The organism is Streptomyces sp. GS7, assembly GCF_009834125.1.
Classification (GTDB): domain Bacteria; phylum Actinomycetota; class Actinomycetes; order Streptomycetales; family Streptomycetaceae; genus Streptomyces.
In genome coordinates this window covers 4,222,434-4,249,239 of record NZ_CP047146.1, presented here as the reverse complement: position 1 = coordinate 4,249,239, position 26,806 = coordinate 4,222,434, and the positions used below count along the sequence as shown (strand labels likewise).

General features: G+C 71.7%; 26 protein-coding genes. 13 read left to right on the top strand and 13 right to left on the bottom strand.

What is annotated here, in order from left to right:
• Window positions 1–2: 2 nt before the first annotated feature.
• Window positions 3–737 carry a CTP synthase C-terminal region-related (seleno)protein gene (locus GR130_RS18730; RefSeq protein WP_159505795.1) on the bottom strand — a complete coding sequence of 245 codons (735 nt, stop codon included), beginning with the start codon at window positions 735–737 and terminating at the stop codon, window positions 3–5.
• Between the two features lie 77 nt (window positions 738–814).
• Between GR130_RS18730 and GR130_RS18725 the strand changes: the two genes are divergently transcribed.
• From GR130_RS18725 to GR130_RS18715, 3 genes are all read left to right on the top strand, one after another.
• Window positions 815–1,714: a LysR family transcriptional regulator gene (locus tag GR130_RS18725; protein WP_159505794.1), complete on the top strand. Its 900-nt coding sequence runs from the start codon at window positions 815–817 to the stop codon at window positions 1,712–1,714.
• Window positions 1,715–1,779: 65 nt separating this feature from the next.
• Window positions 1,780–3,009, top strand: coding sequence for a TrmH family RNA methyltransferase (locus GR130_RS18720; protein ID WP_159505793.1), 1,230 nt, complete (start codon window positions 1,780–1,782; stop codon window positions 3,007–3,009).
• 299 nt (window positions 3,010–3,308) lie between these two features.
• Window positions 3,309–3,947 (top strand): hypothetical protein, encoded by a 639-nt coding sequence (locus tag GR130_RS18715; RefSeq protein WP_159505792.1) that lies wholly within the window; start codon window positions 3,309–3,311, stop codon window positions 3,945–3,947.
• A gap of 74 nt (window positions 3,948–4,021) precedes the next feature.
• Here the strand turns inward: GR130_RS18715 and GR130_RS18710 are convergent, their stop codons facing one another.
• The 9 genes from GR130_RS18710 to GR130_RS18670 form a co-directional block, all read right to left on the bottom strand.
• A complete protein-coding gene (locus GR130_RS18710) occupies window positions 4,022–4,840 on the bottom strand; it encodes a DUF4344 domain-containing metallopeptidase (protein ID WP_159505791.1) in 819 nt (272 codons plus the stop codon).
• Window positions 4,841–5,021: 181 nt separating this feature from the next.
• Window positions 5,022–5,723, bottom strand: a complete 702-nt coding sequence (locus tag GR130_RS18705; protein ID WP_159505790.1) for an esterase/lipase family protein — start codon at window positions 5,721–5,723, stop codon at window positions 5,022–5,024.
• Between the two features lie 498 nt (window positions 5,724–6,221).
• On the bottom strand, window positions 6,222–7,118 hold the full coding sequence (locus GR130_RS18700) for a hypothetical protein (RefSeq protein WP_159505789.1): 897 nt from the start codon (window positions 7,116–7,118) through the stop codon (window positions 6,222–6,224).
• Between the two features lie 212 nt (window positions 7,119–7,330).
• Window positions 7,331–8,014: a hypothetical protein gene (locus GR130_RS18695; RefSeq protein WP_159505788.1), complete on the bottom strand. Its 684-nt coding sequence runs from the start codon at window positions 8,012–8,014 to the stop codon at window positions 7,331–7,333.
• Between the two features lie 223 nt (window positions 8,015–8,237).
• Window positions 8,238–8,645: a nuclear transport factor 2 family protein gene (locus GR130_RS18690; protein WP_159505787.1), complete on the bottom strand. Its 408-nt coding sequence runs from the start codon at window positions 8,643–8,645 to the stop codon at window positions 8,238–8,240.
• A gap of 236 nt (window positions 8,646–8,881) precedes the next feature.
• The gene (locus tag GR130_RS18685) at window positions 8,882–10,861 is read right to left on the bottom strand and encodes a zinc ribbon domain-containing protein (protein WP_159505786.1); all 1,980 of its coding nucleotides are present in this window, start codon (window positions 10,859–10,861) and stop codon (window positions 8,882–8,884) included.
• Window positions 10,858–11,481: an IS607 family transposase gene (locus tag GR130_RS18680; protein ID WP_159505785.1), complete on the bottom strand. Its 624-nt coding sequence runs from the start codon at window positions 11,479–11,481 to the stop codon at window positions 10,858–10,860. Before GR130_RS18680 ends, GR130_RS18685 begins: the two co-directional genes overlap by 4 nt.
• 90 nt (window positions 11,482–11,571) lie before the next feature.
• Window positions 11,572–12,132 carry a GNAT family N-acetyltransferase gene (locus GR130_RS18675; RefSeq protein ID WP_159505784.1) on the bottom strand — a complete coding sequence of 187 codons (561 nt, stop codon included), beginning with the start codon at window positions 12,130–12,132 and terminating at the stop codon, window positions 11,572–11,574.
• Window positions 12,133–12,268: 136 nt separating this feature from the next.
• Window positions 12,269–12,718: a hypothetical protein gene (locus GR130_RS18670; protein WP_159505783.1), complete on the bottom strand. Its 450-nt coding sequence runs from the start codon at window positions 12,716–12,718 to the stop codon at window positions 12,269–12,271.
• Window positions 12,719–13,076: 358 nt separating this feature from the next.
• Between GR130_RS18670 and GR130_RS18665 the strand changes: the two genes are divergently transcribed.
• Entirely contained in the window at window positions 13,077–14,315 is a 1,239-nt protein-coding gene (locus tag GR130_RS18665) for a serine hydrolase domain-containing protein (protein WP_159505782.1), read from the top strand.
• A 200-nt stretch (window positions 14,316–14,515) separates the two neighbouring features.
• Window positions 14,516–15,751, top strand: a complete 1,236-nt coding sequence (locus tag GR130_RS18660; protein WP_268977928.1) for an FAD-dependent oxidoreductase — start codon at window positions 14,516–14,518, stop codon at window positions 15,749–15,751.
• A gap of 108 nt (window positions 15,752–15,859) precedes the next feature.
• Here GR130_RS18660 and GR130_RS18655 read toward each other — a convergent pair whose 3' ends face one another.
• The 3 genes from GR130_RS18655 to GR130_RS18645 form a co-directional block, all read right to left on the bottom strand.
• Entirely contained in the window at window positions 15,860–16,801 is a 942-nt protein-coding gene (locus GR130_RS18655) for an MBL fold metallo-hydrolase (RefSeq protein WP_236573182.1), read from the bottom strand.
• Window positions 16,802–17,055: 254 nt separating this feature from the next.
• A complete protein-coding gene (locus GR130_RS18650) occupies window positions 17,056–17,331 on the bottom strand; it encodes a hypothetical protein (RefSeq protein WP_159505781.1) in 276 nt (91 codons plus the stop codon).
• A gap of 632 nt (window positions 17,332–17,963) precedes the next feature.
• Window positions 17,964–19,085: an acyltransferase family protein gene (locus tag GR130_RS18645; protein WP_236573172.1), complete on the bottom strand. Its 1,122-nt coding sequence runs from the start codon at window positions 19,083–19,085 to the stop codon at window positions 17,964–17,966.
• Between the two features lie 684 nt (window positions 19,086–19,769).
• On the opposite strand from GR130_RS18645, the gene GR130_RS18640 reads away from it, so the two are divergent.
• The 8 genes from GR130_RS18640 to GR130_RS18605 all read left to right on the top strand — a co-directional run bounded on the left by GR130_RS18640 (window position 19,770) and on the right by GR130_RS18605 (window position 26,806).
• Window positions 19,770–20,195 (top strand): BlaI/MecI/CopY family transcriptional regulator, encoded by a 426-nt coding sequence (locus GR130_RS18640; RefSeq protein ID WP_159505780.1) that lies wholly within the window; start codon window positions 19,770–19,772, stop codon window positions 20,193–20,195.
• The gene (locus GR130_RS18635) at window positions 20,192–21,100 is read left to right on the top strand and encodes a M48 family metalloprotease (RefSeq protein ID WP_159505779.1); all 909 of its coding nucleotides are present in this window, start codon (window positions 20,192–20,194) and stop codon (window positions 21,098–21,100) included. Before GR130_RS18640 ends, GR130_RS18635 begins: the two co-directional genes overlap by 4 nt.
• 120 nt (window positions 21,101–21,220) lie before the next feature.
• A complete protein-coding gene (locus GR130_RS18630; RefSeq protein ID WP_159505778.1) occupies window positions 21,221–22,564 on the top strand; it encodes a glycosyltransferase in 1,344 nt (447 codons plus the stop codon).
• Entirely contained in the window at window positions 22,561–23,298 is a 738-nt protein-coding gene (locus GR130_RS18625; protein ID WP_159505777.1) for a polysaccharide deacetylase family protein, read from the top strand. Before GR130_RS18630 ends, GR130_RS18625 begins: the two co-directional genes overlap by 4 nt.
• Window positions 23,299–23,371: 73 nt before the next feature.
• A complete protein-coding gene (locus GR130_RS18620; RefSeq protein ID WP_236573171.1) occupies window positions 23,372–23,755 on the top strand; it encodes a BlaI/MecI/CopY family transcriptional regulator in 384 nt (127 codons plus the stop codon).
• Window positions 23,756–23,949: 194 nt separating this feature from the next.
• Window positions 23,950–24,177 carry a ferredoxin gene (locus tag GR130_RS18615; protein ID WP_159505776.1) on the top strand — a complete coding sequence of 76 codons (228 nt, stop codon included), beginning with the start codon at window positions 23,950–23,952 and terminating at the stop codon, window positions 24,175–24,177.
• A complete protein-coding gene (locus tag GR130_RS18610) occupies window positions 24,167–25,531 on the top strand; it encodes an NAD(P)/FAD-dependent oxidoreductase (protein ID WP_159505775.1) in 1,365 nt (454 codons plus the stop codon). The genes GR130_RS18615 and GR130_RS18610 overlap by 11 nt, the downstream gene beginning before the upstream one ends.
• A 45-nt stretch (window positions 25,532–25,576) precedes the next feature.
• Complete coding sequence (locus GR130_RS18605; RefSeq protein ID WP_159505774.1) at window positions 25,577–26,806, top strand: cytochrome P450; 1,230 nt, start codon at window positions 25,577–25,579, stop codon at window positions 26,804–26,806.

Genomic DNA, 26,806 nt, shown 5'->3' with positions numbered 1-26,806 from the left:
GATCAGGCAGGTGCGGGGACTGCGGTGATCCGGGTGCGTGCGTGCTCGACGGCGGCGGTGGCCAGGCCGGCGATCAGCGGGTGGGCCCGGGTGCCGTCGCCGTCGAGTTCGGGCTGGTAGAGGGTGGCCAGGAAGAAGGGGTGGTCGGGCAGTTCGGCGATCCGGACCTCGCCGGACTCGTCGGTGCCGCTGAAAGTCAGACCGTGCTCGCGCAGCAGGTCCAAGTGGCGGGGATTGGGGGCGTAGTTGCAGTGGTAGCGCGCCGGTGTGCGCTCGGCGCCCAGCAGTCGGGCAGCCCGGGAGCCGGGGGTGACGCGGACGGTGCCCTCGTGACCGACCAGGGAACAGGCCAGCGGGATCACCACGGCGTCCTCGTCGGCGACGTGCGGGTCGTTCTCGGCGTGGCCGGCCCGGGCCAGACCGCAGACATGGCGGGCGAACTCCAGCAGCGTGTGCTGGAAGCCGGCGCAGGTGCCGAGGAAGGGGATGCCGCCCTCGCGGGCCGAGCGGATCGCGGCCAGGGCGCCGGATTCGCTGCGATAGGGGCTGCCGGGCAGCACCCAGATCGCGTCGAAGCCGGTCAGGTCCGCGCCGGCGTCCTCGGTGGGTATCCAATAGGCGTCCAGGTCCAGTCCGTCGCGTACGCGCAGTGCCTCCAGGAGGGCGGGGACGCGGGTGTGGGAGCGGACTGCCGGGGAGCGATCGCCGACCAGGGCGATACGTGCGATGTCGTTCATGGCAGCCATCCTGCTGCGCACCTCGGCATCAGGTCCAACGATGATTCGTGCATCGCGGATAAGCGATACTGATGCGCATGGATCCGCATCTGCTGCGTACCTTCGTCGCGGTCCTCGATCAGCGCTCCTTCTCCGGAGCCGCCGCGGCGCTCGGCTACACCCAGTCCGCCGTCTCCCAGCACATCGCCGCGCTCGAAACCGACCTGGGCACGCGGCTGGTCGAGCGCCGCCCGGTGGCTCCCACACCCGCCGGGGCACGGCTGCTGGAGCACGCGCCCGCCCTGCTGCTGCGCCTGGACGCGGCCCGTGCCGATGTCGCCCGCCTGCACCACGCGCACCCCGCCCGGCTGGCCCTCGTCAGCTCACCCGCCGCCCTCGGCCCCGATGTTGCCCGGGCCCTGGCCGGTCTGCGTTCCGCCACGCACGCCCTCGACCTGGAGGTACGGGTGCTGGGCCGGGACGCGGTGATCGCGGACGTGCTCACCGGGCGCGCCGATCTCGGCCTCGTCGACGGTGCCGCCGCCCCGAACGATCCGCTGCCGATGCCGGACCTCGGCCCCGCCACCACCCTCGCGGCAGCCGAGGAGCCCCTGACCGTGCTCTTCCCCGACGGCCATCCCCTCGCACGGCGCCGCACGGTGCGCTTGACGGATCTGGCGCAGGCGCAGTGGATCGACGCGCCCGACACCGCCGTCCCCTTGGAGCGGCTGCGCGCCGTCTGCCGGGCCGACGGGTTCCGCCCCCGGATCCGCCACCGCGGAACCGACCTGCACGGCCTCGCCGCGCTGGCCGCCGCCGGCCACGGCCTCGCCGCCCTCCCCCTGCCGGTGGCCGCCGCGCTGCCCGGCGTCGCCGCCGTCCCGGTCGCCGAACCGCGCCTGGTCCACCGCACCGAGCTGCTCCACCCCGCCAACCCCACCGCGACCGCACGGCAGTTGGCCGGACTGATCACCGGCCGGGCGGCGTCCGATGCCTGAGTGAGGTGGCAGGCGCGGAGAAATCGCCGCGCTCCGCCGCGAGTTGCCCGCTAGCCTGACCGCTCATGAACCCCGTTGACGCGATCAGGGATCCGCGGATCGCCGCGGCCCGCGCGCTGGCCACCCGGTCCGGCCGGGCCGCCGCGGGCCGCTGCCTGGTCGAAGGGGCGGACCTGATCCGCCAGGCTCGGGCGGCCGGCGCCCGGCTGGACTATGTGCTGCGGGCGGCGGGAGTCCACGACGCCTCCCTGGAAGGGGAGTTGCGCGATGCGCAGGTGCCCGTCCACGGCGTGCGCGACGGCCTGCTGCGCAAGGTCACCGGCGGCACGAAACCGGTCGACTGGCTGGCGGTCGCGCAGCTGCCAAGACCGGCACAGGAGGCCGACGCCTACGGAGACTTCGCCGTGGTGTGCGAACGGGTCGCCGATCCGGGGAACCTGGGCACCATCGTGCGGACCGCCCGGGCCCTCGGGGTGCGCGACGTCGTCCTCACGGACGAGACGACCGATCCGTCGTCCCGGCGGGTGGTCGACGCGTCCCGGGGTACCGTACTGGACTGCCGCATCCGCCGGTTCGCCGATCCCGCCGGTGCGGTGGCGGCGCTGCGCGCGGCGGGGTTCCAGATCGTGGTGACCAGTCCGCGCGGCACCCATCTCCAGTCGCTGGCGCCGCTGCGCGGACGCAGGGTCGCGCTCGTCGTCGGCAACGAGACCGAGGGGGTCAGCGACGCCGTACAGGCCGCGGCCGACCTGGTCGTACAGATCCCGATGGCCGGCGCGGTGGAGTCCCTCAACGTCGGTGTGGCCACCGGGATCAGCATCTACGAACTCCGGATGAGGATGATCCTGGCCATGCTGACCGACCGTATCCCCGACACCCTCGGCCGCAACCTGACCGCGGGCGCGCACCTCGTCCGGCAGGTCTTCGACGCCGAGTTGCGCGCGATCGGCGATCTGGACAGCTCCCAGGCCGTGCTGCTGATGGTGCTCGCCTGCGAGCAGCGCACCCCACTGGAACAGCTGCGGCGCGACATCGGCGTCGGCTCCGAAGAGTTGGCGGCGTCGGTCGCGCCCCTGCGGGACCGCGGCTACGTGGCGCCGGCCGCGGACGACCCCGCGCACCTCACCATCACCGGCGAGGGCAGGCAGGCCGTCGCGTCTCTTTGGGCCGTGCAGGAGCGTGTGGAGGAGGCCCTGTACGACGGTTTCACGACGACCGAACGCGAGCAGTTGCGGAGCCTGTTGGGCCGTGTCCAGGACAATGCCGTCCGCTTGGTGCGGACCGGCGGCCGGTGAGGCGTGGTACGCGGCGGGTGGCAGCGCCGGCGGCATGATTTCAGGGGTTCGGCATTGAGTAAAGTGAGCGAATGAGTACACCGCAGCAGCCGCCTTATGGATTCGGTGGTGCGCCCGGATACGGCGCACCCGGCGGAATGCCCCAGCCCGGCCCGCCGGCCGGGTACCCGCAGCAGGTTCCGGGAGTTTCGATACCGCCGGGCTTCGGCCCCCAGGGACAGCCGGGCCCTTATGGAAACGCTCCGCAGACGCCGTACGGTGCGCCGCAGCAGGCCCCGCTCGGATATCAGGGCCCCGGCATGCCGCCGCCGGTCCCGCCCAAGGGAAACAGCGGGAAAGTATGGGGAGTCGTCGGCGCGATCGCGGGGGTACTCATCCTCGGCAGTGCGGCGTTCGCCATGATTCACAGGAGCGGCTCGACGGGCGGCTCTTCCGGGCCGAAGTTCCGGATCACGGTGCCGAAGACGCTGGCAGGCGGCACCTTCACCCTCGCCAAGGACATCTCGCAGCAGGCCAACACCTCGGTACCGCACGACGGGACGAACGCGCACGGGGTGACTTCGGCGGGTGGGCAGTACACCAGCGGGACGAAGTCACTGGTGATGCTGGGGCTTTACGGCACCATCGACGATCCTCAGGAGGCCGTCGACCACACCCTCCAGGGAATGACGCGCGACGGGAATACGCATGTCGCGGTACCGGACAAGAAGTTCACCCCGACCGGCGGTGGCGATTCGCTTACCTGCGGGGTGGATGTGCGCGAGAAAATGGGGCAGAAGATCACGGTGCCGTACTGCGTGTGGGCCGACTCCAGTACGAGCGGGAACGTCGCCGAGACCGATGCCTCGGACCTGGCGAAGAATCCGTCGTCGATCGACCTCCAGGCATTCGCGGACACCGCGTCGAAAATCCGTGGCGAGGTCACGAAACCGCTGTAGTGGAGCCGGTTTCGGCAGCGGCCGAGCCGGGTGGGCGCCGTACCCCGGCCGCCGCCGGGGGTACGGGCACGGGGTCACAGACGCTTCTTCAAGTGCGAGCCGAGCAGCATCTCCCAGCCCTTCTTCGCCTGCTTCCATTCGTCCGGGCAGCCGTCGGCGCGGTCCTCGGTGAGGGTGCCGTCGCGTACCAGGTCTCTGTGCCGGGCGGGGTGCGCGCCGTAGACGTAGCAGGCGTAGTTCGCGGCCCGCTGACCGTCCAGGCTGTGCTCATCCCGCAGATCGGTATCGTCCGCGGGGTTCTCCTTGGCCGACAGTGCGTAGTCCGCGGCGGCGGCGAGCGCACCGTCCTCGCCGGAGCGGCCCTGCCGGACGAGCATCACGGCGGCGAACTGGTCGGCCACGTCCTCCTCGCGGCCGGTGAAGTGCAGACCGAGGGTGTCGATGAGGGCGTGGGCGCCTTCGTGGTAGGCCGTCTCCGTCAGGACGCCCGTCACCCGGGCCGCACGCTCGTCCCCGTCCACGTCCTTGCCGGTGTCCTCGAAGTGCTCGCGCACCTCGCCGACATGCTCGACGCAGAAGTCGATACTGCCGGTCTCCGGGTCGTAGGCGGGTTCGGCCGCCCCGCAGGAGCGGACGACCAGGGGGATGCGCCGGGGCACGGTGACCGTGTCGTTGAGCCGGTCCACCGCCTTCTCCAGCACCTGCCGCGATCGGAGGTAGGTGGTGGCGCGCGCGTCCTTGCCGCCGGTGCGGTACTGCACGGTGAAACCGCCGGAGCCGTTCCTGCCGTGGGTGCGCCGAGGAGCCTCGTCGGCCGCGTCCGGGTCCGCGGCGCAGCCGGACACCGCCAGCGTCAGCAACGCGAGAGTCCCGATCCCTGCCCGGCGGCTCATTCGTACCCCTTCCCATGGCGAGCGTGTGCTCGATGAGGAAAGAGGGACGGAGGGGGCTGGAGGTTCCACTGGGGTCGCCGTCCGTCTCACGGTGGGCGCTCCGGCGGGCTCGACCTCGGCCGCGGCCGACCGCACCGGCCGGTGCCACCACGCGGTGGTGCGGGGTGCAGGACGGCCTGGGTCAGGCGGAGTCGAGGGCCGTGCGCACCTCGTCGGCCACCGTGGGGTCGGTCAGGAGGTCGTTGTGTTTCAGGCACGGCGTCTCGATGTTGTCGGCTCCGGCCAGTGCCGTGCTGGTCGGCGGCGAGATCTGCTCGTCGCACCGTGACCAGAGGGTGGTGTAGCGCACCGGCCCCGGTGTCTCGCCGCCCTCGTTGAGGTGGGTGACGACGTACGAGCCGGGGGTCATGTCCCGGCATCCCTGGTCGTACGGGGCGCACAGCCAGGCGAGTTGGGTGCCGTGGTTGGGTCCGGCCAGGGACACCCAGTGGCGCACCTTGGTCACGCCCTCGCCGAACTTGACGTACCAGCGGGTGGTGAGGCTGCCCAGGCTGTGGGCGACGATGTCCACCTGTGCGGCGCCGGTTTGCCGCAGCACCTGATCGACGTAGGTCCGGAGTTGCGGGGCGAGGGTTTCGTTCGCCGACTGCGAGGTGTCGTAGTCCCAGCTGAAGAGACGGTCCGCCGGTCTGCCGGCGGCGGTGAGCCGGCGGATCATGCTGTCCCAGACGCCGGGGCCGGCGTTCCGGCCGTGCACGAAGATCACCGGACGATCCGGGGCGTGCGGTGTGCGTCCTGGCGCGGCGGCGGCCGGTGGGGCCGTCAGCACGGCGGACAGCAGGGCCGAGAGAGCTGGGAGTAGAGGCACGGCTGTGCGGCGCATGGGAGGACCTCCGCAGCGGTTCCGAACGGACGGGGCAGGGGGAATCCTCGACCGGCGATGCATCGCCCAAACCCCTTGAGATTACCGGAGGTTACGCGAATCGGGCCCGCTCGCCGGGCCGGGCTCCGACCCCGGCTCCGGCTCCGGCCCCGGCCCCGGCCCCGGCCCCGGCGGGATGGCGGCGCTGCCGGGTGCGGTTTCCGGCCAGACGAACAGGACGGGGCAGAGGGGCACCAGGGATCCGGCGTAGGTGCGACAGCGGGAGGGGAGAGCGCTGCCGGGCGCCTCTCCGCCCCTCCCCCATCCGGTCAGCGCAGGCCCGGTGCCTCGCGGACCGTGGTGCACAGGTCGGTCCGGTTCCTCACGTCGAGGACGGACCACCCTTGGCGATGATGCCGCCGGGGCAATCGGCCATGCCGCCCGGTCCCTCGCAGGAGCGGTCGGACGCCGGGCCGGCCGCGCTCCGCAGAGCACGACCGCGCCGCCGGGGACGGCGAACTACTTGCCCCGGCCCATGAATTCCTTGAGGGCCTGCATCAGGTCGACGGTGTCGTCGGCCGGCGGGGCCTGCACCGCCGCCTTGGCCCCGTAGTCGGAGAAGGTCGTGGTGGTGTCGATCCTGCCCTGCGGCGTGGACACGCCCACGTCCATCTTCACCGGGTAGTCCTGGCCGTTGACCCAGACGTCGTAGTCGTAGCCCTTGACACCCGCCTTCTTGATGTTCGCGATGAGCTTCTCGCGCTCCGCGGGCGGCAGAGCCTCCGCGGTCTTGAGGGACGCGAGCGCCTCGTCGGCCGTGAGCGTGCCCTTGTAGTGCTCGGCGTGCTGTCCGTTGACCTCACCGGCGCCCAGGTGCTTGACGTTCGGCGAGCCGAGCACCATCGCGAGCTGCTGCGCCGGGTCCTGGTTCCCGTCGCCCAGACCGGCGGTCAGCTGCTTCGTGAGCTTGTCGTCACCGGCGAGCGTGGCCGCGGCCCGCAGGTCGATCTTGCCCCACCGCTTGCCGTCGAGCGCCTCGCTCCGCTTGCCCATGTCCATGTAGACGACGTTGTCGAGCCAGATCATGTGCGTCTTCTCGGCGCCCTCGGCCCGCGCGCCGAGCGGACTCTGGTCCATGGTCATATCCATGGCCATCGGGTCCCAGCCCATCACACCGGACATCTTCGTCTCGCCGCCGCCTGGCATCGACGCCGGCATCGACAGGGCCATCGTGACCTTCGCGGACTTCGCCGCCGCGGTCTTCTTGTAGGCCGCCGTGAGCGCCTGCGTCGGTGTACGGGCGGAACCCTGCTCGCCCTCGGCCTTGTCCGCACCCTTCTGGCAGCTCGTCACGCCCGCCAGCACGGCCACGGCCGCCAGCGAGACGCCGACCCGCCGCCCGATGCTCTTCCGCACACCCCACCCCTTTTTGTCCGCTATGCCAAATACACCACGCACCGTAACGCATTGGGCTGACATTTCGCGACGCGGGCGGGCGGACGGGCCGTCGTTCGCCGAGTACACCAGGGGCGCGCATCCGGCCTCGTGCGGGGGCGGATGCGCGCCCCGATCAAGCGGCGGGACCCTCGCGCGGTCGCCCCACGCAAGCGGTCCCGCCGCTCCCCGTCTCAGGAGGTGGCGCCGCTCACCGCGAGCACGCCCCGCGCGAACTTGTAGGTCTGCGCCGCCGCTTCGTCGAGCGGTAGGTGCCGGCCGGCCGGCGGGAAGAGATCGACCACGCCGATCGCGCCGTAGTTCGCCCAGAGGCACGTGGTCATGGGGATCGTGTCGGACACGTTCTGCTGGCACTTGAGCACCAGACCGGCCGTGGTGAAGCTCTCGGGCTTACCGACCGGCACCCTGCCGTAGCCCTTCGCCAGCCCCATGGCACGGTCGAAGACCTTGTCCAAAGCGGCGGCGGGGTCCGCGACCTTCGCGTACAGACTCGTGCGGGTGGTGAGGTTCGGCGCGGTCACACGCATCGCGCCCTTGCTGAGAACGATGCGCTGCGGCGCGAAGCAGGAGACCTTGTCGTCCCCGGTGTCCCCCCTGGTCACCGTAAGGCCGTCGACAGACGGGACGATCATGGCCCGGTCGCTGCCGAACTGAAAGCCCCCGTCGCCCTTGTCACACGTCATGCCGTCCAGCGACGGGACGTTGACCTGCCGATAGCGCGCCCCCGAATCCGCGGCGAGCTTCGCCGTAGTCGGCAGGGACGCACCCGCGGCGGCCTTTCCGCCACCCTCCCCTGCGCCCTTCTTCCCGTCGCTGCCGTCGGAACCGCATCCCGCGACGAGCAGGCCGATCGCCACGGCCCCCGCCAGAGCCCCCCAAGTCCTGTTCATTCCTGCCAACTCTCCCCGTAGTTCTCGATGATCACCGAGCGATCCTACGAGAGGGCACCCCGTGCCGTCCTTCGTCGACGTCTCGGGCACGGGGGCGGGGGCCCGGTCATGACCACCGCCGTGAGCGCACCCCGGGCCGCTCGCGCACCCGGCCCGCGCCGCCCCGCCCGCCGCCCGCCCGGCACGGCGGTCAGCCGGTGACCAGCGCCCGCTCCCAGTGCTGGGTGTCCGCGTACTCGCGCATGGTGACGATCCTGCCGTCGCGGACGGTGAAGATCCCGGTGTTCTTCTGCTGGTACGGCCTGCCGGTCTTGCCGGTCGCCCAGGAGTCCCACTCCACCAGCACCTGCTCCCCCTCCCCGAAGATGTTGGTGACCCGCACGCCGACCTCCCGTTCGGGGTCGAGGTGGGCGAACGCGGTCGCCAGGAACCCGTTGATGACCTGGTCCCGTCCCTCCCAGATGCCGGAGATCGGCAGGTCCCCGCCGTACCAGCAACTGCCGTCCTCCGCCCAGGAGTCCCGGATCACGTCCTGCTCGCCGGCCGCCAGCGCGGCGAAGTAACGGCGGACGACGTCCTTGGCTGCGGCGCTGTTCATGAGGTTCCCTCCGTCGATCCGGGCGGCCCTTCCGCCCGACGACCCCCAGTCAAGCCGCCCGCCCGGCACGCACCAAGACGCATTCCGCACACCCAGTCATCACGAACCCTGATCAATAGCCGATCGATGCCGGCCGGACCTCCCGGCGCGGCACGCCGCGTGCCTGCCCGCTCCGGTCGCGGCACGCCCGCAGCCCGGCGGACGGCAGGCGGCCGTGGAGCGTCAAGCGTCTCTAATCAGCTAAGCGATCCTGAGTCGGACCTAAGGTCCGGGTTCGGTTCGAACCACCGTGGTGGGGTGGCATGTGCGGGCAGGTGGAATCCTGCGCCCAGTGCTGCCCCTCGTGGCCCGTGTCGGCTGGTGGTGGTGTTGCTGATCGTGTGCATGCCCTGGTGTCGGTGGGCTGCGCGGGGCAGCCGGGTCCGGTCCGTTGGTGCGTGTCCCTCCGGACGCTTGCCCGCCGAACCCGAGGGTGCGATGGGGGAGGGTGCCCTGCGTCGCCTGGGCGCGGGACGTGAGGTGTGGGGCCGGGTGGGTCCGGTCTTTGACCGATCCTTCCGGCTTTCGTCGGGAGCCGTCGTGATGACGGCCTTGGTTTCGAGGTTGTCGACCACGGAACGGATCACCATGGCGCCGCCGGCGCGGCTCGCCGTGGTCGTGGTCTGGTGAGTGAGGCCGCGGGCTGCGATGCGTCGCCAGGCGCCTTGGTCCCGGTCGCCCTGCCACCCGCACTCGCGGTGAGGGCAGATGGCCCACTTCCAACCGGACTCGGTGGGCCGGTCAGGGGCCTTGCGGTGCCTGAGCGGGGTCAAGCAGCGCGGGCAGTGCTTGGAGGTGTTGCGCGGCGGTACGGCGACCACGGCGATACCCACCTCGGCGGCGAGGTGCCGCATCCGCTCGGTGATCTGACCGCGCACGGTCTGTGACATGCGGGTGTTGTGGGTGCGGCCCATGCCTTTAGCTTCCATCGACCGCAGATCCTCAAGGTAGATGACCGTGGCGCCGGCCGCGCTCGCCTGGTCGACAGCCCACCGGGCTGCAGACCAGGCGAGCGCGTCGTTGAGGTTCGACCGCCGCTTGGAGACGTACCGGATCTCGTCAACGAGGATGTGGTACTTGGCGGCCAGCTGCTCGTCATCGTGTCCGGTAAGGAGCAGGGCCAGGTGATCCACCTTCGCCTGCAGCAGCTCCGACTGACGACGAAGCCGGTGCTGCTTGGCCAGCACTCCGGCGGCACGAAACTGGGCCCCACAACCGAGCACGGTGATACGGCCGTCCTGATGCAGCCGGGCGGCTCCGGCGGACAGGAGGGTGTTCAACCCCCAGTCCACACCCAGCGCGACCATATGCCCGGTGCGCTGGGCTTTGGGAACGGGGTGGGTGTAGGCGAGGTCGGCCCGCACCTTTCCGCCCTCGATACGCACGGTAGGCAGGTGCAGCACTGCGTTCGCTGGAACTGTGGGCGGCAGGGGGATCGGGCAGGAGACCCAGGTCCAGTCGGCGTACGAGCGCGGATCCGGCCGGGTGGGAAGCTGGAGCCGCAGCAGAGCCTTCTTCGGCTCTGCCTTGGTTCGTTCGATCGTGGCCTGCTGCCCGTCGCACGCGGCGAGCAACAGCATCCGCGCCACCCGCGGCACGCCCTCAGCCTCGAACACGTCAGCCGGAAGCCGCCCGTGGTTGCGGGTGAACGTGGCGATCTGCCGGGTGCGACCCTTGAAGACGCTGGACGGCAGATGCTCACCGCCCGCAACCGCAGCCCGGACCTGGTCCCACTCACCGGCCGTGCGCTTGGCCGGATCAGTCGGCCATGTGGCCAGCACTGCGGCAGTCACATCGGCTCGCCACTTCGCCGACCGCAGGGTGCGGCCGACCTGCTCCTGGGCCATGCGTACGATCCGGTCATTGACCTTGATGCCCCCCTTCGGGGCGACGGTCCAGCCCAGGCGTCGCAGCGCCATCCACGCATTTGACGGAAGCTTCCTGCCACCCACGTCCACACCGGCCGCCAGTACATCGACGTCGCGTGTGTTCCAGTGCTCGCCCAGCAGCGAGGCGGCCATGCCAGCCACCAGGTCAGCGCACCAGCCGATACGCTCCACCACTACGGCCCTGGTGAGGACTTCGCCCCACTTCTCGTCAACACCACCGCGGATCAGGGTGCGGGCGCAGGCGGTACGGGAGGTCTCGCCTTCGGCAAGCTGCACCTTACGACTCACGCGGCGCGCTCCTCGCCGGTGGGGTATTGGCCGGACTCGGCCAGCAGACGCCGCCTGTTCTGGGCCGACCGCATCCCGTACAGGCGTCCGGCGAAGGTGGTGACCAGGGAAACGAAGTCCTCCAGCAGCTCTTCCCGCCCGCCGAGCCTCTTCGGGTGCAGCACCTCCAACTCGACGCCGTACAACGCGAACAGCCGCTTGAGCCAGCGGACACCGAACCGGGCGAGACGGTCCTCGTGCGTCACACGCACCACCGTCACCGAGCCGTCAGCGATCACCTGCAACAGCCGGTTGAGCCCCGGACGGTCCTCACGCAGACCGGAGGACCGATCCCGAAACACCTTCACGACCTTGCCTGTCGAAGTGGACCGCAGCTCTTCCTCCTGCGCAGCCAACGACGACTCCTGCCCGGATGAGCCCGACACCCGTACGTACAAGCCCTCCAGACGCACACGTTCGAGGCTGCCGGCGACCTTCATCGCCTCCACGTCAACCGAGGAGAACCGACGCTCACGGCCAACCCAAGTGACAGGAATCTTCCCCGAGTCAGCCCAAAGGCGAAGCGTCACAGGGTGAACACCCAGGCGTTTAGCGGCCTTTGACAGTCGGAGAAGCTCCATACAGATCACTCTACGGACACTGAGGATAATCAAATTGAAGAGCCTCCCGCTCTTCAGCGCACGAAACGTGTCTGGCGGGCGGCGTCCCCCTTACGTGGACGGCCTGTTCGCCCGCCAATCAGGCGCGAGCACCGCCCAGATCTCCATGTCGTGCAGCTTGCGCCGGTACCGGAAGCTCTCCCGCAGCACGCCTTCCCTCGTCATCCCGAGCCGTCGGGCCACGGCGATGCTGGGCGCGTTCGCCGCCGAGGCCCACCACTCCACACGGTGGATGCCCCGCTCCTCGACGGCCCAGTCGATGACGACCCGCGCGGCGCGGGTCACCAGGCCCCTGCCCACCGCCGACGGTTCCAGCCAGCAGCCCGCCTCGGCGGTGCCCTGTGCGACGTCCATCGTCCGGAGGATGACCGCGCCCACCAGCTCACCGTCGCACCGGATGCCGCAGATCCGCCCGGTGTCGGCCGCGGCCTTGTCCGCGTACCCCTGGAGGTACGCCCGGCTCGACGCCGGATCGGTGACGACGTCGGGGAGCCCGACGTACTGCCCGATGAACTCCCGTCCACGGTCCATATGGGCCAGGAACTCCTCGGCCTGCCACGGCTCCAGCGGGCACAGCTGCGCGCCGTCGTCCCCCAGGGATATCGCGTACATCGTCACCTTCCACGGTCGGAACGGTCCCGTAATGCGGTGGGGTGCCCATCCCCGTTTCCCGGATGGGCACCCCGACTTCGGTTCTGCCGACGGCCGTTCGCCTAGCGGGGCGCACCGGCGGCAGGGTGATGGAGCGTCAGCGTACGTGGACCGTACGGACGTCCGTGGTGATGTCCGCGTACGGGTGACCGCCATGCGGGCCGTCGACGCCGTAGAGAACGCCGCGCACCTGGAGCACGCCGCGGTGGGTGGTCTTGATCTTCGCGTCGACCTTGGCCTCGGCGGCGCCGATCTCCACGATGGAACCGCACTTGACGGTGTGCCATGCACCGTGCGTCCCGACGCGGTCCTGGGCGCAGAACTTCCCGTAGAGCACCGCGTCGCTGTCGCCCTGCCCCTTGACGTGCACGCTCTGGCCGAGCTTCACGGTGCTCGGCGACGCGCTGATCGTCGCGCTCCCCTTGGCGAACGCCGGCGTGACCGCCAGCACGGCCGCGGCCACGCCCATGGCGCCCACCGCGGCGAACCGCGCACCCTGGCGCCCGATTCTGCGGCTTCCGACTCGTCCCGTTACGCGATGCGTCATCGCTGTCCTCCCGTTTGGTCGATGATGCGGTCTGCACGACTCCCGGACCCGAAGCGCCCCTTCGCGGGTTGCGCCGGGGCGGATCCCGGTCGTGTCACAGGAGAAGAGTGTGAAAACGCGAGGTGCGTTCCCTCCCGGGGTGCCGGACTTCGACCGGTACGGGCCCGCCGCTCGGCCCGGCGCCGACGAGGAGGACGGACTGACCGCCGTATGGGACCTCCTCCGGACGGCCCGGCAGGTGCGGCAGGACCGGAGCACCTGCGTGGCGGCCGCCGCGCCACGGCGGGGGACAACCCGACCCCCGGCCCTCCGGCTGGCAGCATGGCCCAACCGGCCCGCCCCTTCCTACGGTTGTGCCATGCCGACAGCCAAGCCGACATTCTCCGCCGTGGGCCGGCCGCTCACCCGGTGGCGCATCGCCCGCCGCACGTCCGTGGTCCTCGTCACCGCCGCGCTGCTGTCGGCGCTCTTCCCCGCACGGCCGGAGGCGGCAACGCCGGCCCTTCGGCCCGCCGGGCTCCAGCGGGACGCCGACGCGCTGCACCGCGCCGGGGTCACCGGCGTCTCCGTCCGGCTGGAAACCCCCCGCGGGGTACGCACCGCCCGCAGCGGAACCGGCGATCTCGGCACCGGGCGCCCGGTGCCCCGGAACGGCTATGTCCGGATCGGCAGCACCACCAAGACCTTCGTGGCGACCGTGCTGCTCCAACTCGCGGGCGAGGGACGGCTGTCGCTCGACGACACGGTGGACAGGTGGCTGCCGGGCGTGGTCCGCGGGCACGGCAACGACGGGCGCCGCATCACCCTGCGCCGGCTCCTCCAGCACACCAGCGGACTGCCCGACTACATCGGCGAGGTCGCACCGCACCCCACTGCCGCCGAGTACCGCCGGAACCGCTGGACGGCCCACACCTCCGCACAGCGCGTCGCGCTCGCCATGAAGCATCCGCCGGCCTTCGAGCCCGGTGCGCGCTGGCAGTACTCCAACACCAACTACGTCCTCGCCGGCATGGTGATCAAGGCGGTCACCGGTCGCTCCTGGGAGGACGAGGTCCGCGGCAGAATCCTGCGCCCGCTCCGGCTCACCCACACCCGCGCGCCCGGCGACCGGCCGTTCCTGCCGGGCCCGCACGCCTCCGACTACCAGCAGTTCGCGCCGCACGGCCCGCTGACCGACACCACGATCGCCTACCTCCCCTTCGACGGCGACGCCGACGGGTCGCTGATCAGCACGACGGCGGACACCAACACGTTCTTCCGGGCGCTGCTGCACGGCGAGTTGCTGGCGCCCGCCCAACTCGCCGACATGCAGCACACCGTCGAGGAACCGGACGGCCACGGCACTCCCCCGGGCACCCGCTACGGGCTCGGCCTCGAATGGACACCGCTGTCCTGCGGCGGCGGATACTGGGGCCACAGCGGAGACGGATACGGCTACCTGGTGTGGCCCGCCACCACACCCGACGGGCGCGCCACCGTCACCGTCTCGGTGCACAGCCGCCCCGGGGACCCGGGCACCGCCACCCGCCAGATCCGGGGCATCACCGGCCTTGTCGACCACGCCCTGTGCACCGTACGCACCGAAGGGAGGCCCTGACACCGCCCGTACGACCGCACCGGGTCGGCGACACGGCGGTCGCGCGGCCGCGGCAGACCGCGACACGGCGGCGGCACGGCGGCGACACTGAGGGGGATATACGGATATCCGTGCCGACACGTGCTGGGCTGCGAGTGGGGCTGGGTGCGCGGCTGCCCGGGTGTGCGGCGGATGTCCGGACCTCGCTGAAGGGAGCGGTTGTGACGGAGCGGACCACATGCTGTGTGGTGGGCGGCGGGCCCGCCGGAATGGTGCTCGCGCTGCTGCTGGCGCGGGCGGGTGTGGCGGTGACGGTGCTGGAGAAGCACGGGGACTTCCTGCGCGACTTCCGCGGTGACACCGTGCACCCCTCCACCCTGGCGCTGCTGGACGAGCTGGGGCTGAGCGAGCGGTTCGGCCGGCTGCCGCAGCGGCGGGTGACGACCGTTCAGCTGCCGCTCGGCACGGACGGCTCGCTGGTCACGGTCGGGGACATGTCGGTGCTGCCGGGCAGGTTCCGGTACATCGCGATGGTGCCGCAGTGGGACCTGCTCGATCTGCTGGTGGACGAGGCGCGGCGGGAGCCGTCCTTCTCCGTGCGGATGAGCACCGAGGCGACGTCGTTCCTGACCGAGCGCGGGCGGGTGGCCGGGGTGCGCTACCGCACGTCCGACGGTCGGACGGGCGAGCTGCGGGCCACTCTCACGGTGGCCTGCGACGGCCGGGGCTCGCTCGCCCGGTCGCTGCCGGAACTCGGACTGCGCAGCTTCGCCTGCCCGATGGACGCCTGGTGGTTCCGGCTGCCGCGGCGCGACGGCGACCCGCACGGGCTGGTGGGCGGCGTCGGCGACCGCCTTCTCGCCGCCATGATCGATCGCGGTGACTACTGGCAGTGCGCCGCGCTGATCCCCAAGGGAACGGACGCCGAGCGCCGCGCGGCCGGCCTGGAGCCGTTCATGGTCAACTACGCGGTCGCCGCCCCCTGGCTCGCGGACCGGGTACGCGCACTGGCCTCCTGGGACGAGGTGAAACTGCTCGACGTACGGCTCGACCGCCTGCGGCGCTGGCACCGCCCGGGGCTGCTGTGCATCGGCGACGCGGCACACGCCATGTCGCCGGTCTTCGGTATCGGCATCAATCTCGCGGTCGAGGACGCGGTGGCCGCCGCCCGGCATCTCGTCGGGCCGCTGCGCGCGGGCACGGTCGGCCTGCGCGACGTACGCGGCGTCCAGTGCCGCCGGTGGCCGACCGCGGTCCTGACGCAGGGGTTGCAGCGGTTCGCCCATGCCCGGGTCATCGAACCCGTGTTGGCGGGGGATCCGCCTTTCGGCAACCCCCGGCGGGCGAAGCGGGCGGCCGAACTGCTCACCACCTCACGGTGGTTGAACCGCCTGCCGGCCTACTTCCTCGCCTATGGCGCGGTGCGCGAACGCCCCCCGGCGGCGTCCGTCCGGTGAGTTGTCCGGCGAACCGCACGCCGAAGCGTACGGCGCGGCGCGCGGTGCGGGATCCTATGGGCCCGCTCTCCCCGTCCTCCCCGGTCTCCCGACCCGCCCGGCCGCCGCTCACCAGCGCACCGCGGTGAAGTCGACCGGCCGGGGCTTCATCTCGCGCACCCGGGCCGTCAACCGGCGCATGCGCTCGGCCATTTGGGAGGCAGGCAGGTGCTTGCGGCCGCCGTGCCCGGCGAGCAGCCACTCGAAGCGCAGCCGGTCGACGGTACGGGCCAGCGACGCGGCCAGCTCGGTGATCGAGTACCAGGTGACGCTCTCCGCCACCTCGATGTCCTCGGTCGCCCGCGACCAGTAGAAGCTGTCCCCGCTGAAGCAGTAGCGGTCATCCGCGACGTACAGCACGCTGCCCCTGGTGTGGCCGGGGAGCGGATGGGCGAGCACCCCGTCGGCGATCTCCACGGGCTCGGTGCCGCGCAGCACACGGTCGGCGTCGGGTGCCGCCGCCAGGTCGCCCTCGTGGACCCACAGCCGGGCGCCGAAGCGGTCGGCGTAGCGGCGGCCGTGCGCCGCGTGGTCCTGGTGGGTGAGGAGGACGTCGGTGACCGGCCCGAGCCGTTCGTAGCGGGTGGCCAGTTCCTCGCTCCAGCGAGGCGTGTCGACCATCATCTGGGTTCCGGAGGGCCGGCGCAGGAGGTAGGAGTTGGCCGCCGCGGTGTGCGGGGAGTTGTGCCCGCAGAGATGGACCGCGGTGGCGGAGGCGCCTGGGTCCGGGGTGCCGGTTCCGTCCGCGCCTTCGAGGGGCATGGGGAAGGGATCCCGGTCCGCGTCGAGTCGACGGGACGGGCGGCGGATCGACCGCGAATGGCAGGCGAACGCCGCCGCGTGCAGCTGCCGTTCCTCCGCCTCCCCCACCGGCTGGCGCAGGACCTCGGACCGCCCGCCGACCTCTCCGATCAGCCCCGGGGCGAGTTGTCGGGCCACATCGCAGTTGTTGCAGCGGTCGTCCACGTACCAGTCGGCGGCTGCGGGGTCGGTGCGGTGTGTGTCGTCCACGGAGTGCCCCCTCCTCATGGCGTTCTTGGCTTCCTCGGTCACGAGAACGAGATTCCCCCGGTACCGGCCGGAAGCGGAAGGGGCGTCAGATCTTGTTTCTTGCGGCGCATGCGCCTCTCACGGAGTCGGGAGACCGAGAGAAATGACGCGGCCATGCCAATAGCCGCCCTGTCGGAGCGCAGCCGCTCACCCGCCCACGGCATGGGCGCGCCCGGCTCCGGCGTCCCGGCGAGCCCCCGCTTCGGTCGTCCGGCTCAGTCCTCCGGCACCTCCGCCAGCCGGAAGGGCCCCGCGGACCCCGGAGCGAACATCACCGGCAGATTGCGGCCCAGCGGCACCACGACGACCGGCTCGTCGCGGTACTCCCTGAGGAAGGCTTCCAGCGGCTCCCAGATGAGGCCCCAGTACCCGGACTCGGTCCGCTGGTGCTCGAAGGAGAGGGTCAGCGCGGACTCCTCCACGGTGACGCTCACGGCGCTCACTTCCAGCCACTCTCCGCCGACCCAGGCTTCGAGTCTTACGTACGACATGACGCAAGGGTGCCCGCACCGCACGCCGCCCGCAATCAGCGACCGTCGTACGGCGACAACGGCTCGCCCGGGCCGCCGCCCGCCGCCTGTTCCGCGGCTGCCCCGCCGCCCCCGCTCCCCCGTCAGTGGGGGGACTGGCCTCCCCCGCCATCGGCGCCCTGGCCGACGCCACCTCGCTGCGGACGGCGCTGACGCCGCTGATCGCACCGTGCGCGGTCGCCTGGTGCATCGCGGGCACGCTTGTCGAGCCGCGAGGGGACGGCCGACACCCTGCCCGCACCGATCGCCCGTCGCCGGCATCTGCCCGGCGCGGCCTGCCGGTCGGCGAGCGGTCCACCGGGGAGCGCTCCGAGAAATCCCTGCGGGTTGTCCGGAATTCCTTGGTGTTCCGTTCCTCCGGACAGGACCTCACCACGGTGGAACCATGTGGAGATGGTCTCCCGCCTCACCGAAGCCGTGTTGCCGGGCTTTGCCTCATCGACGGTTCGGGGCGTGTGGAGCTCGGCAGTTGAGGGTGCGTGCTGCGGTTGCGCCCGCCGAGCCGGTGGTGTGCGCCATAACGGCGGCGCCGGGCCCGTGGGGAGCGAATTCCCTACGGGCCCGGCGCCGTCACGGATCAGCTGACGCGGGCGTCAGCGCGCGGGCCGTTGCGAGCCCACACGACGGTCCTCGGAGGCACGTGTGCCGCCGTCGGCGAGGTGGTTGCCGGTGGCACGGCTCGTGGGGGACGCGCATTCGGACGCGTCTTGGCTCTTGGAGTTGCGGCGCATTTCCTGCAGGCCCTTTTGGATGCCGTTGCGCAGCCACCTGCCGAGGGGACGTTCCACCAGTCGGTGAACCCCCCAGGAGAGCAGCAGCATGAAGGCGATAAGGCCGAGCAGCAGCACGGGGGCGGGGACGTGGTTGCGCAGGATGTCGATGAGGGTGAAGCCGATGTACATGTGCAGCAGGTACAGCGGATAGGTCAGCGAACCGGCGGTCACGAGCCAGCGCCACTGCACCTTGTCGAATACCCCGAGGGCGATGGCGGCCATGATGGCGAAGGCCAGTATCACGCCGAGGCGCGCCGGCCAGCCGTGCGCCATGCTCGCCTTGGCGCCGACGTTCATGATGAGCCGGCCGCGTACATAGTGCTGGGCCAGCAGGAATTCGACCGCGACGATGGCCCACAGCAGCAGGGTGGGCTTGTAGCGGTACATCAGATAGAAGGCGATGCCGGAGATGAAGTACGGCGAGTACGGGGCGATGGCCCAGACGGAGAGGAAGTTGCTGTTGGCCTTGAGGGCGACGACTCCGGCGACCGTCCACAGGCCGCAGAACAGCACACACCGGCGGTAGGTGACACCGCGGTATACGACGATCGCGAAGAGCAGGTAGAACTTCAGCTCAAGGAAGAGCGACCAGTAGACGTCGTCGATGTCGGAAACTCCCACGCCCTGCTGGAGCATGCTGAGGTTCGTCAGGACCGTTTCCAGGTTGTCCGCGCGGCGGACGTGCGGCCAGATCATGAGGACGGCCGCGGTCAGCAGAACTCCGACCCAATAGGCGGGGTAGAGGCGGGAGACCCGGGATTTCACGAAGTCGCCGAGGGAACGGCCCCAGGCGCTCATGCAGATGACGAATCCGCTGATGAGGAAGAAGACTTCCACACCCAGCCACCCGAACTCCGCGGCGTGGTACAGAGTCGGCGAGAACGCATGCGGATCATTACCCCAACCATCACGCAGGGTGATGTAGTGATAACCCAGGACCATGAGTGCCGCCACAAGGCGCAGTCCGTCAAGGACATAGAGTCTTGGTTGTCGCTGTCCCTTCTCTGGTGGGGCCAAAGATCCAGGCACAGCGAAGGGCATCCCGCGGTTCCTCACAGTTGGTAGGTGCGTCGACTAGGCCCATCCCATCTCATTCATGAAACAGGGAAGGCAAGTTTGATTGAAATGATCGCAAAGCTTTGATGCATGGCCAGTGCAAGGTGTCCCGTAAATCACCTTTCACCCGATGGGGGATAGCGCGGGTCAATTCCGGTCAATACGGATACGAGTGACCCGACTTCCGTCCCGTCGCACGCCGTCGGAACTTTACTTGCACTTCCGTCCACCGCAACCTTCCCGCACTCTCGGAATTCTATGCTGCGCCATCCGGACCACGAGCCGGCAGCGGACGGCCCAAGAGCCCTGGAGCTGCGGTGACTTCACGCGCCATACGCGAGGGATGAACGGGAGATGAGCCACGGATATACGCGGGGACGAACGAGGGATTCCACGGGACGGGTGATCCACGTCACGAGAACTCATCGCGTTTTCAAGGAGTTTGACCGAGAGCGCGGGGGTCGATGCGCCGACTTCGCAGCACCCGCGTCGGCGAACGAGACACGGAGGGGAACCGGCGTCGCACCGCGCCCACCGTCCGCCGACCCTACACGCCGTAAGGTGAGCGCCATGAGTGGCAGCAACTCCCCCCACGACCCCCCTGACGGCCACCTGCGCCACGGCGGGTTCCGCGGTGACGGCAGGCGCCGCAGCCCCGGTGAGCTGGAGAGCGAGGTCCTCGCCTCGCTGTGGGCGACCGAGCGGGCGCTGACCCCCACCGAGATCCATGCGACGATCGGCGGGCTGGCCTACAACACGGTGCACACCATCCTCAAGCGGCTCTACGACAAGGGGCTGGTCGTCCGCGATGCCGACGGGCGGCGCGGCGCGTACCGCCCCGCCAAGGACGCGGCGCAGCTGACGGCCGAGGTGATGCACCAGGCCCTGGACCGCGGCCCCGACCGCGTCGCCGCACTGCAGCACTTCGTCACCGGGCTCGGCCCGGACGAGGAGCGGGCGCTGCGGGATCTGCTCGGCGAAGGCTCGGACGCATGAGGGTCGACGTCTATGTCCCGCTGGTGCTCGCCGCGCTGCTGATGGTGGCCGGCCCGGCGGTGAGCCGGCTGCTCGCCCCCGCGTACGCGGCGCGGGCGCTGGTCGTCACCGTGGGCGTGACGGCGGTGACCTCGGCGTGGGCGCTGCTCCTGCTGGGCGGCACGCTGCTGGACGACGCCCCGCCGGTGGTGGCCGAGGCCCAGGAGCGCCGGCTGCACATCCCCGATCCGGTGCCGGCGGTCATCGCGGTGCTGGCGCTGGCGGCGATCGCGGTCGGCGCCTGGCGGGTCGCGGGCGTCGTCCGCAGGCACCGTGCCACGGGGCGGATGCTGCGGAGGCTGCGGGCGGGGCATGCCACGGACGGCGAACTGATCGTGGTGGCGTCCGCGGTGCCGCAGGCGTTCGCACTGCCCGGTACGACGGGTGCGCCCGGCCGGATCGTGGTGACGTCGGCGATGCTGGCGGGGCTGGACGCGACGGAGCGGCGGGTGCTGCTCGCACACGAGCGGGCCCATCTCCGGTACCGGCACGCACGGTTCCAGGTGGTGGCGGACCTCGCCGCGGCGGTCAATCCGCTGCTGGTGCCGCTGCGCGAGACGGTCGCGTTCCTGTTGGAGCGGTGGGCGGACGAGGAGGCGGCCGCGGAGGGCGCGGGGCGCGCGAGCACGGCGCGCGCGGTGGCCCGGGCGGCGCTGCTCGCGCACCGTGCTCCCGCGCCGTACGGGTCGTTCCACCTCTCCCAGTTGGCGGTCACCCAGCGCATCGCGGCGCTCCAGGCCGAGCCGCTGCCGCAGGCCCGGCTGCTGGCCGTAGCGGTGCTCGCCTCGGCGCTGCTCCCGGCCATCGGGGCCGCGGATGCCACCACCGATTTCCTGCACTCGCTGAGGCAAGCGCTCATGCTGTAAGGGGACGGAGCGGCGCGTTCCACCTGCCGCTCCCCAAGTTCTACATCATGTAGTAGCTTCTGGCGGGCGAGGCCGACGCGACGAGCGTGTCCCGCCCTGCCCTCAAGGAGCTGAGCCGCTGTGCCCTACCGTGACCACTCTGCGGGCGAGTGCGCTGGTGCCTGGGAGCGCGACCGGCGCCGTGCCGCCCGGCGCGTCCTGATCATCTCGGCGAGCGTGGGCGCCGGTCACGACGGCGCCGCCGACGAGCTGTCCCGGCGGCTCGAGGCGGACGGGTTCCGCGTCGACCGGGTCGACTTCCTCGATCTGCTCCCGGCCCGCCTGGGCAGGCTGCTGTCCGGCTCCTACCGCCGACTGCTGGCCTGCGCCCCGTCCGGCTACCAGCGCCTCTACGCGGCCACCGAGCACAACAAGCGCCCGGGCGGCGCGATCCGGGCACTCCTGCGCAGCGCCGAGCGGCGCACCCTGCGCGCGGTCGCCGCCGACACCTGCGCGGTGGTCTCCACCTATCCGGGCGCCAGCCAGGTGCTGGGCGCGCTGCGGCTGCGCGGCCGGTTGTCCGTGCCCGTCGTCACGTATCTCACCGACTTCTCGGTCCATGCGCTGTGGGTGGCGCGGGGCGTCGACGCCCACCTCGCCGTCCACCCGATCCCGGCCGGGCAGGCCCGGGCCCTCGGTGCCGCGGGCGTGACGGTCGGCGGACCGGTGGCCGCCCGCCGCTTCACCCCGGCCACCGAGGAGGGCAGGCGGGCAGCTCGCGCGCGCTTCGGGCTGCCCGCGGAGGTGCCGCTGGCGCTGCTGGTCGCGGGGTCGTGGGGCGTGGGCCCGGTGGAGCAGGTGGTCGGCGAGATCGCCGCGAGCGGTGCGGCGGTGCCGGTGGTGGTGTGCGGGCACAACGAGGCGCTGGCCGACCGGCTGCGCGCGGCCGGCGTTGCCCATGTGTTCGGCTGGGTGGCGGACATGCCGGGGCTGATGTCCGCCGCGGACGTCCTCGTGCAGAACGCGGGCGGGCTCAGCTCGCTGGAGGCGTTCGCCGCCGGGCTGCCGGTCGCGAGCTATCGCTGCATCCCCGGCCACGGCCAGACCAACGCGTCGGCGCTGGACGCGGCCGGACTGGCGGTGTGGATCAAGGACGCGGACCGGCTGGAGCCGGTGCTGACCGAACTGCTGGACGGCCGACTCGGGCGTCGGCAGCGGGAGCGGGGACTGGCGCTGTTCGGGTCCGCGCGCGGCCCGGTGCAGGTGATCGCCGAGGTCGCGGACCGGGCCGCCACCGGGCGCGTACGGGGGCGTGTGCCGGTACGGCGCAGGGGTCTGCGGCTCGGCCGGCGCAGTGTCGCGGCCATGGCGGCGGCGGTCGCCACCATCACCCTGGGCATCGGCGCCCCGCTCGCCGAGGCGTACCGCGACTCCCCCACCCGCTTCGCCGCACTGACCCACTTCCTGGAGGAGGACCGGATATGACGGCCGCCCGCACCCTGCTGCGCGCCGGGGCCGCGGTGCCCGTGCTCGCCGCGCTGCACGGCGCCCCGGTGATCTCCACCTTCGGACCGCTGCGGAAGCGGTTGATGCCCCGGCTGTCGGGGCAGGGCCGGCCCGGGCACGTGGCGCTGACCTTCGACGACGGCCCGGACCGGCTGTCCACCCCGCACTTCCTGCGGCTGCTGGACGTCCGGGACATCCGGGCGACCTTCTTCCTGACCGGCTCGATGGCCGTCCGCTCACCGGGACTGGTCCAGGAGATGGCCGCCGCCGGGCATGAGATCGCCGTGCACGGCTGGTCCCACCGGATGCTGCTCCTGCGGGGGCCGGGCTCCACGTACGACGATCTCGCGCGCGCCCATGACGCGGTGGCCGACATCACCGGCAGCCGGCCCCGGCTGTTCCGGCCCCCGTACGGGGTGATGACGAGCGGTACGTATCTGGCCTGCCGGCGACTCGGTCTGCGCCCGGTGCTGTGGACCGCCTGGGGCGAGGACTGGCGGGCGCGGGCGACACCGCGCAGCGTCCACGACACCGTCGTACGGGACCTCGGCAGCGGGGGCACGATCCTGCTGCACGACAGCGACGCCACCTCCGCCACCGGGTCCTGGCGCAACACCCTGGGCGCGCTCCCCCGCCTGCTGGACACCTGCCGCGAGCGCGGTCTGGAGGTCGGTCCGCTGCGGGACCACCAGGTCCGCTGCTACGCGCCGTAGTAGTTTGGGGCGTCCGGCGCGGTGTGCGGCGGCGCCGCGACATCGGCGAACCGAAGGTGGAGGGCTGCGGAGCGTGAGCGGGCAAGGGGACCCGGCGGGGAGCCGTCGCGCGCGGGGCGAGCTGGAGAGCGAGGTACTGGCGGCGCTGTGGGCGCTCGGCGAGCCGGCGGGCGCCGGGACGGTGCGCGAGCAGGTCTCCGGGGAGCCTGCCTACACCACCGTGCTGACGATCCTCTCCCGGCTCCACGACAAGGGGCTGGTGACCCGCGACCGCTCCGGGCGCGGCTACGTGTATGCGCCGGTGCGCGATGAGGCGGGCCATGCCGCGGCCGGCATGCGCGATCTGATGGAACAGGTCGACGACCGGGCGGCGGTGCTGGCCCGGTTCGTCTCCGGGCTGCGGGCCGAGGACGAGAAGCTGCTGGAGGAGCTGCTACGCGGGCAGCCGCGCTCCTAGGGCCTGTCCGACGGGTCGGGGCCTGGGGCCTGTCCGACAGGTCAGGGTCGGAAGGACCCTGGCCGTCCGGGGGCCCGCCGCCCGGGCCGCGCCCGTCACTCCGCGTGCACACCCCTCCGGCCCACCACCGCCCGCGCCGTCCGCCGATGGCTAGTAGGACGGAGTCGACGGAACGCGCGGAGGATGGGTGCGGGATGCAGATCGTGGTCGACCTCAATCGATGCCAGGGCTATGCGCAGTGCGTCTTCCTCGCGCCGGAGGTGTTCGAGCTGCACGGCGAGGAGGCGCTGATGTACATGCCGGCACCTCCTGAAGGCCAGCGGAACCGGGTCCGCCTGGCGGCGGCGGCCTGCCCGGTCCAGGCCATTCTCGTGGGCGAGCAGGCGGGCGCCGAGACGCCGGTGGACGCCGATGTCCGGTGACCTCCTGAACGGGCGGATCGTCATCGTCGGCGCCTCGCTGGCCGGGCTGCGGGCCGCCGAGACGCTGCGTGCCGAGGGCTTCGCCGGTTCGCTGACCATGGTCGGGGAGGAACCGCATCCGCCGTACGACCGGCCGCCGCTGTCCAAGCAGGTGCTGCTGGGGCGGGTGCCGGCGGCCGACGTCGGGCTGCCGCGCCGCCGGGAGGTGGACGCGACCTGGAAGCTCGGGGTGCGCGCCAGCGGGCTGGACCCGAACGAGAAGGAGGTGCTGCTGAGCAACGGCGAGCGGCTCCCCTTCGACCGGCTGCTGATCACCACCGGCACCCGGGCTCGGCCCTGGCCGCAGCCCGAAGAGGCCGCGCTGGACGGGGTGTTGACGCTGCGGACGAGCGATGACGCGGGCCGGCTGGCCGGGTTGCTGGACGCGGGGCCGCGCCGGGTGCTGGTGATCGGCGCCGGGTTCACCGGCTCGGAGATCGCGTCCGCATGCCGGGAGCGCGGTCTGGAGGTGACGGTCGCCGAGCGGGGGCCGGCGCCGCTCGTCGGGGCGCTCGGCGGGACGCTGGGCGCCTTCGCGGCGCGGTTGCAGCGGGCGCGCGGGGTCGATCTGCGCTGCGGGGTGACGGTCACCTCGCTCACCGGCGCCAACGGGCGGCTGACGGGCGCCGAACTGTCCGACGGCAGCCGGATCGACGCCGATGTCGCAGTGGTCGCGCTGGGCGCCGTCCGCAACACCGAGTGGCTGGACGGCACCGGGCTCGCCGCGGGGCCCCGAGGCGTGGCCTGTGATGCCGGGTGCCGAGCCTTCACCATGTACGGGATCGTCACCGACGACGTGTTCGTGGCCGGTGATGTGGCCCGCTTCCCGCATCCGCTCTACGAGTACCAGATGCTGTCCCTGGAGCACTGGGGGAACGCGGTCGCGCAGGCGGAGGTGGCGGCCCACAACATGGTCAGCCCCGGACCGCGGCGGCGCCCGCATCTGACGGTGCCGGCCTTCTGGTCCAGCCAGTTCGGCCTCAACATCAAGTCCGTCGGCGTCCCGACCTTCTCCGACCAAGTGGTCATCGCCCAGGGGTCGGTGGACGAGGGGCGGCTGGTCGCGGTCTACGGGTACCGCGGACGGATCACCGCGGCGGTCACCGTCAACCGCGCCAAGTGGCTGGAGCACTACCAGCATCTGATCGAGACCGCGGCGCCGTTCCCCCCGGGGCCGGGCGCCGCCGACCGGCCCGAGTCCCTGGTACCGGTTCCCTCCGACGTACCGGACCCGCGGGCGCTCTCCCACGGTCCGACCGTCGTCCTCACCGGTCATCTGCCGGACCGGCGGCTGACCCTGGCGTGGCGGGACTGACCCCGCCGCAGCCCGCTTCCGATGACCCCACGAGGAGCCCTGCGCATGTCCACGGAGACCCTGCTGGAGCGGATCAACGACTACGCGAACCGCGCCGACCCCTATCCGCTCTACGCCGAGCTCCGCGAGAACGGGGTGTCGCGGCAGAACGACGGCAGCTACCTGGTGGGCACCTACCACGAGATCGCCGCGCTGCTCCACGACCCGCGGATCAGCTCGGACCTCCGCAACCGCGCCGAACCGGACGAGGCACTGGCCCGCCCGGACGATCTGCCGCCGGCCTTCATCGGCGTGGACGACCCCGAGCACGACCGGTTGCGGCGCCTGACGATGCGTCCGTTCGGTCCGCCGCACTCCCCCGGCCGGATCGACGCGCTGCACGGCGACATCGAGGAGATCGCCCGGGAGCTGATCGACGGGTTCCGCGGCAAGGAACGCGTCGACCTCGTCGACGACTTCGCCTACCCGCTGCCGGTCACGGTCATCTGCCGGCTGCTGGGCGTGCCCCAGGAGGACATGCCCCAGCTGCGCGCATGGACGAACACCGTCATCGAGCCCCTCGACCGCTCCCCCGGCGACGCGGCCCGGCGGCGGCGCGTGGGCATGGAGGCCCGGTCGGCGATGGGCCGCTACCTGGGGGAGCTGGCCGCCCGGCGCGATGAGCACCCGTCGGACGACATGATCTCCGAGCTGGTTCACGACGACGGCCCCGAAGGGCGGCTCACCAGGCCGGAGTTGACGACGACGCTGGTGCTGCTGATGATCGCCGGCCACGAGACCACCATCAACCTGATCACCAACGGGATGCTCACCCTGCTGCGCCATCCGGACGCGCTGGAGCGGCTGCGCCGGGAACCGGAGCTGATGCCGTCGGCGGTGGAGGAACTCCTGCGGTTCGAGCCGCCCGTCCAAATGCTGCCGCAGCGCACCCCGCTGACGGACATCGAGGTCGGCGGCATCCACATCCCCAAGGGCGCACCGCTGTTGCTGGTGCTGGCCTCCGGCAACCGGGACCCGCTGCGGTTCGAGAACCCCGACCACTTCGACCCGGCCCGTGCGGACAACCAGCACTTCGGCTTCGGCAGCGGCATCCACAGCTGCTTCGGCGCACCGCTCGCCCGCATCGAGACCCAGGTTGCGCTGACCGCACTGATCGACCGCCTCGGCGATCCCCGGCTGGCCGAGGACCCTCCCCCCTACCGGCACAGCCCCGTCCTCCGCGGGCCGCAGCACCTGCCGATCATGCTGAACGCCGGGGCCGCGCAACGGGTTTGA

Coding starts and splice junctions, on each gene's coding strand:
- GR130_RS18605 (WP_159505774.1), top strand. CDS start 25,577: ATGTCCACGGAGACCCTGCTGGAGCGGATCAACGACTACGCGAACCGC.
- GR130_RS18670 (WP_159505783.1), bottom strand. CDS start 12,718: ATGACGCATCGCGTAACGGGACGAGTCGGAAGCCGCAGAATCGGGCGC.
- GR130_RS18720 (WP_159505793.1), top strand. CDS start 1,780: ATGAACCCCGTTGACGCGATCAGGGATCCGCGGATCGCCGCGGCCCGC.
- GR130_RS18725 (WP_159505794.1), top strand. CDS start 815: ATGGATCCGCATCTGCTGCGTACCTTCGTCGCGGTCCTCGATCAGCGC.
- GR130_RS18680 (WP_159505785.1), bottom strand. CDS start 11,481: ATGGAGCTTCTCCGACTGTCAAAGGCCGCTAAACGCCTGGGTGTTCAC.
- GR130_RS18615 (WP_159505776.1), top strand. CDS start 23,950: ATGCAGATCGTGGTCGACCTCAATCGATGCCAGGGCTATGCGCAGTGC.
- GR130_RS18710 (WP_159505791.1), bottom strand. CDS start 4,840: ATGAGCCGCCGGGCAGGGATCGGGACTCTCGCGTTGCTGACGCTGGCG.
- GR130_RS18635 (WP_159505779.1), top strand. CDS start 20,192: ATGAGGGTCGACGTCTATGTCCCGCTGGTGCTCGCCGCGCTGCTGATG.
- GR130_RS18705 (WP_159505790.1), bottom strand. CDS start 5,723: ATGCGCCGCACAGCCGTGCCTCTACTCCCAGCTCTCTCGGCCCTGCTG.
- GR130_RS18715 (WP_159505792.1), top strand. CDS start 3,309: ATGCCGCCGCCGGTCCCGCCCAAGGGAAACAGCGGGAAAGTATGGGGA.
- GR130_RS18675 (WP_159505784.1), bottom strand. CDS start 12,132: ATGTACGCGATATCCCTGGGGGACGACGGCGCGCAGCTGTGCCCGCTG.
- GR130_RS18640 (WP_159505780.1), top strand. CDS start 19,770: ATGAGTGGCAGCAACTCCCCCCACGACCCCCCTGACGGCCACCTGCGC.
- GR130_RS18610 (WP_159505775.1), top strand. CDS start 24,167: ATGTCCGGTGACCTCCTGAACGGGCGGATCGTCATCGTCGGCGCCTCG.
- GR130_RS18650 (WP_159505781.1), bottom strand. CDS start 17,331: ATGTCGTACGTAAGACTCGAAGCCTGGGTCGGCGGAGAGTGGCTGGAA.
- GR130_RS18730 (WP_159505795.1), bottom strand. CDS start 737: ATGAACGACATCGCACGTATCGCCCTGGTCGGCGATCGCTCCCCGGCA.
- GR130_RS18645 (WP_236573172.1), bottom strand. CDS start 19,085: ATGGTCCTGGGTTATCACTACATCACCCTGCGTGATGGTTGGGGTAAT.
- GR130_RS18625 (WP_159505777.1), top strand. CDS start 22,561: ATGACGGCCGCCCGCACCCTGCTGCGCGCCGGGGCCGCGGTGCCCGTG.
- GR130_RS18665 (WP_159505782.1), top strand. CDS start 13,077: ATGCCGACAGCCAAGCCGACATTCTCCGCCGTGGGCCGGCCGCTCACC.
- GR130_RS18690 (WP_159505787.1), bottom strand. CDS start 8,645: ATGAACAGCGCCGCAGCCAAGGACGTCGTCCGCCGTTACTTCGCCGCG.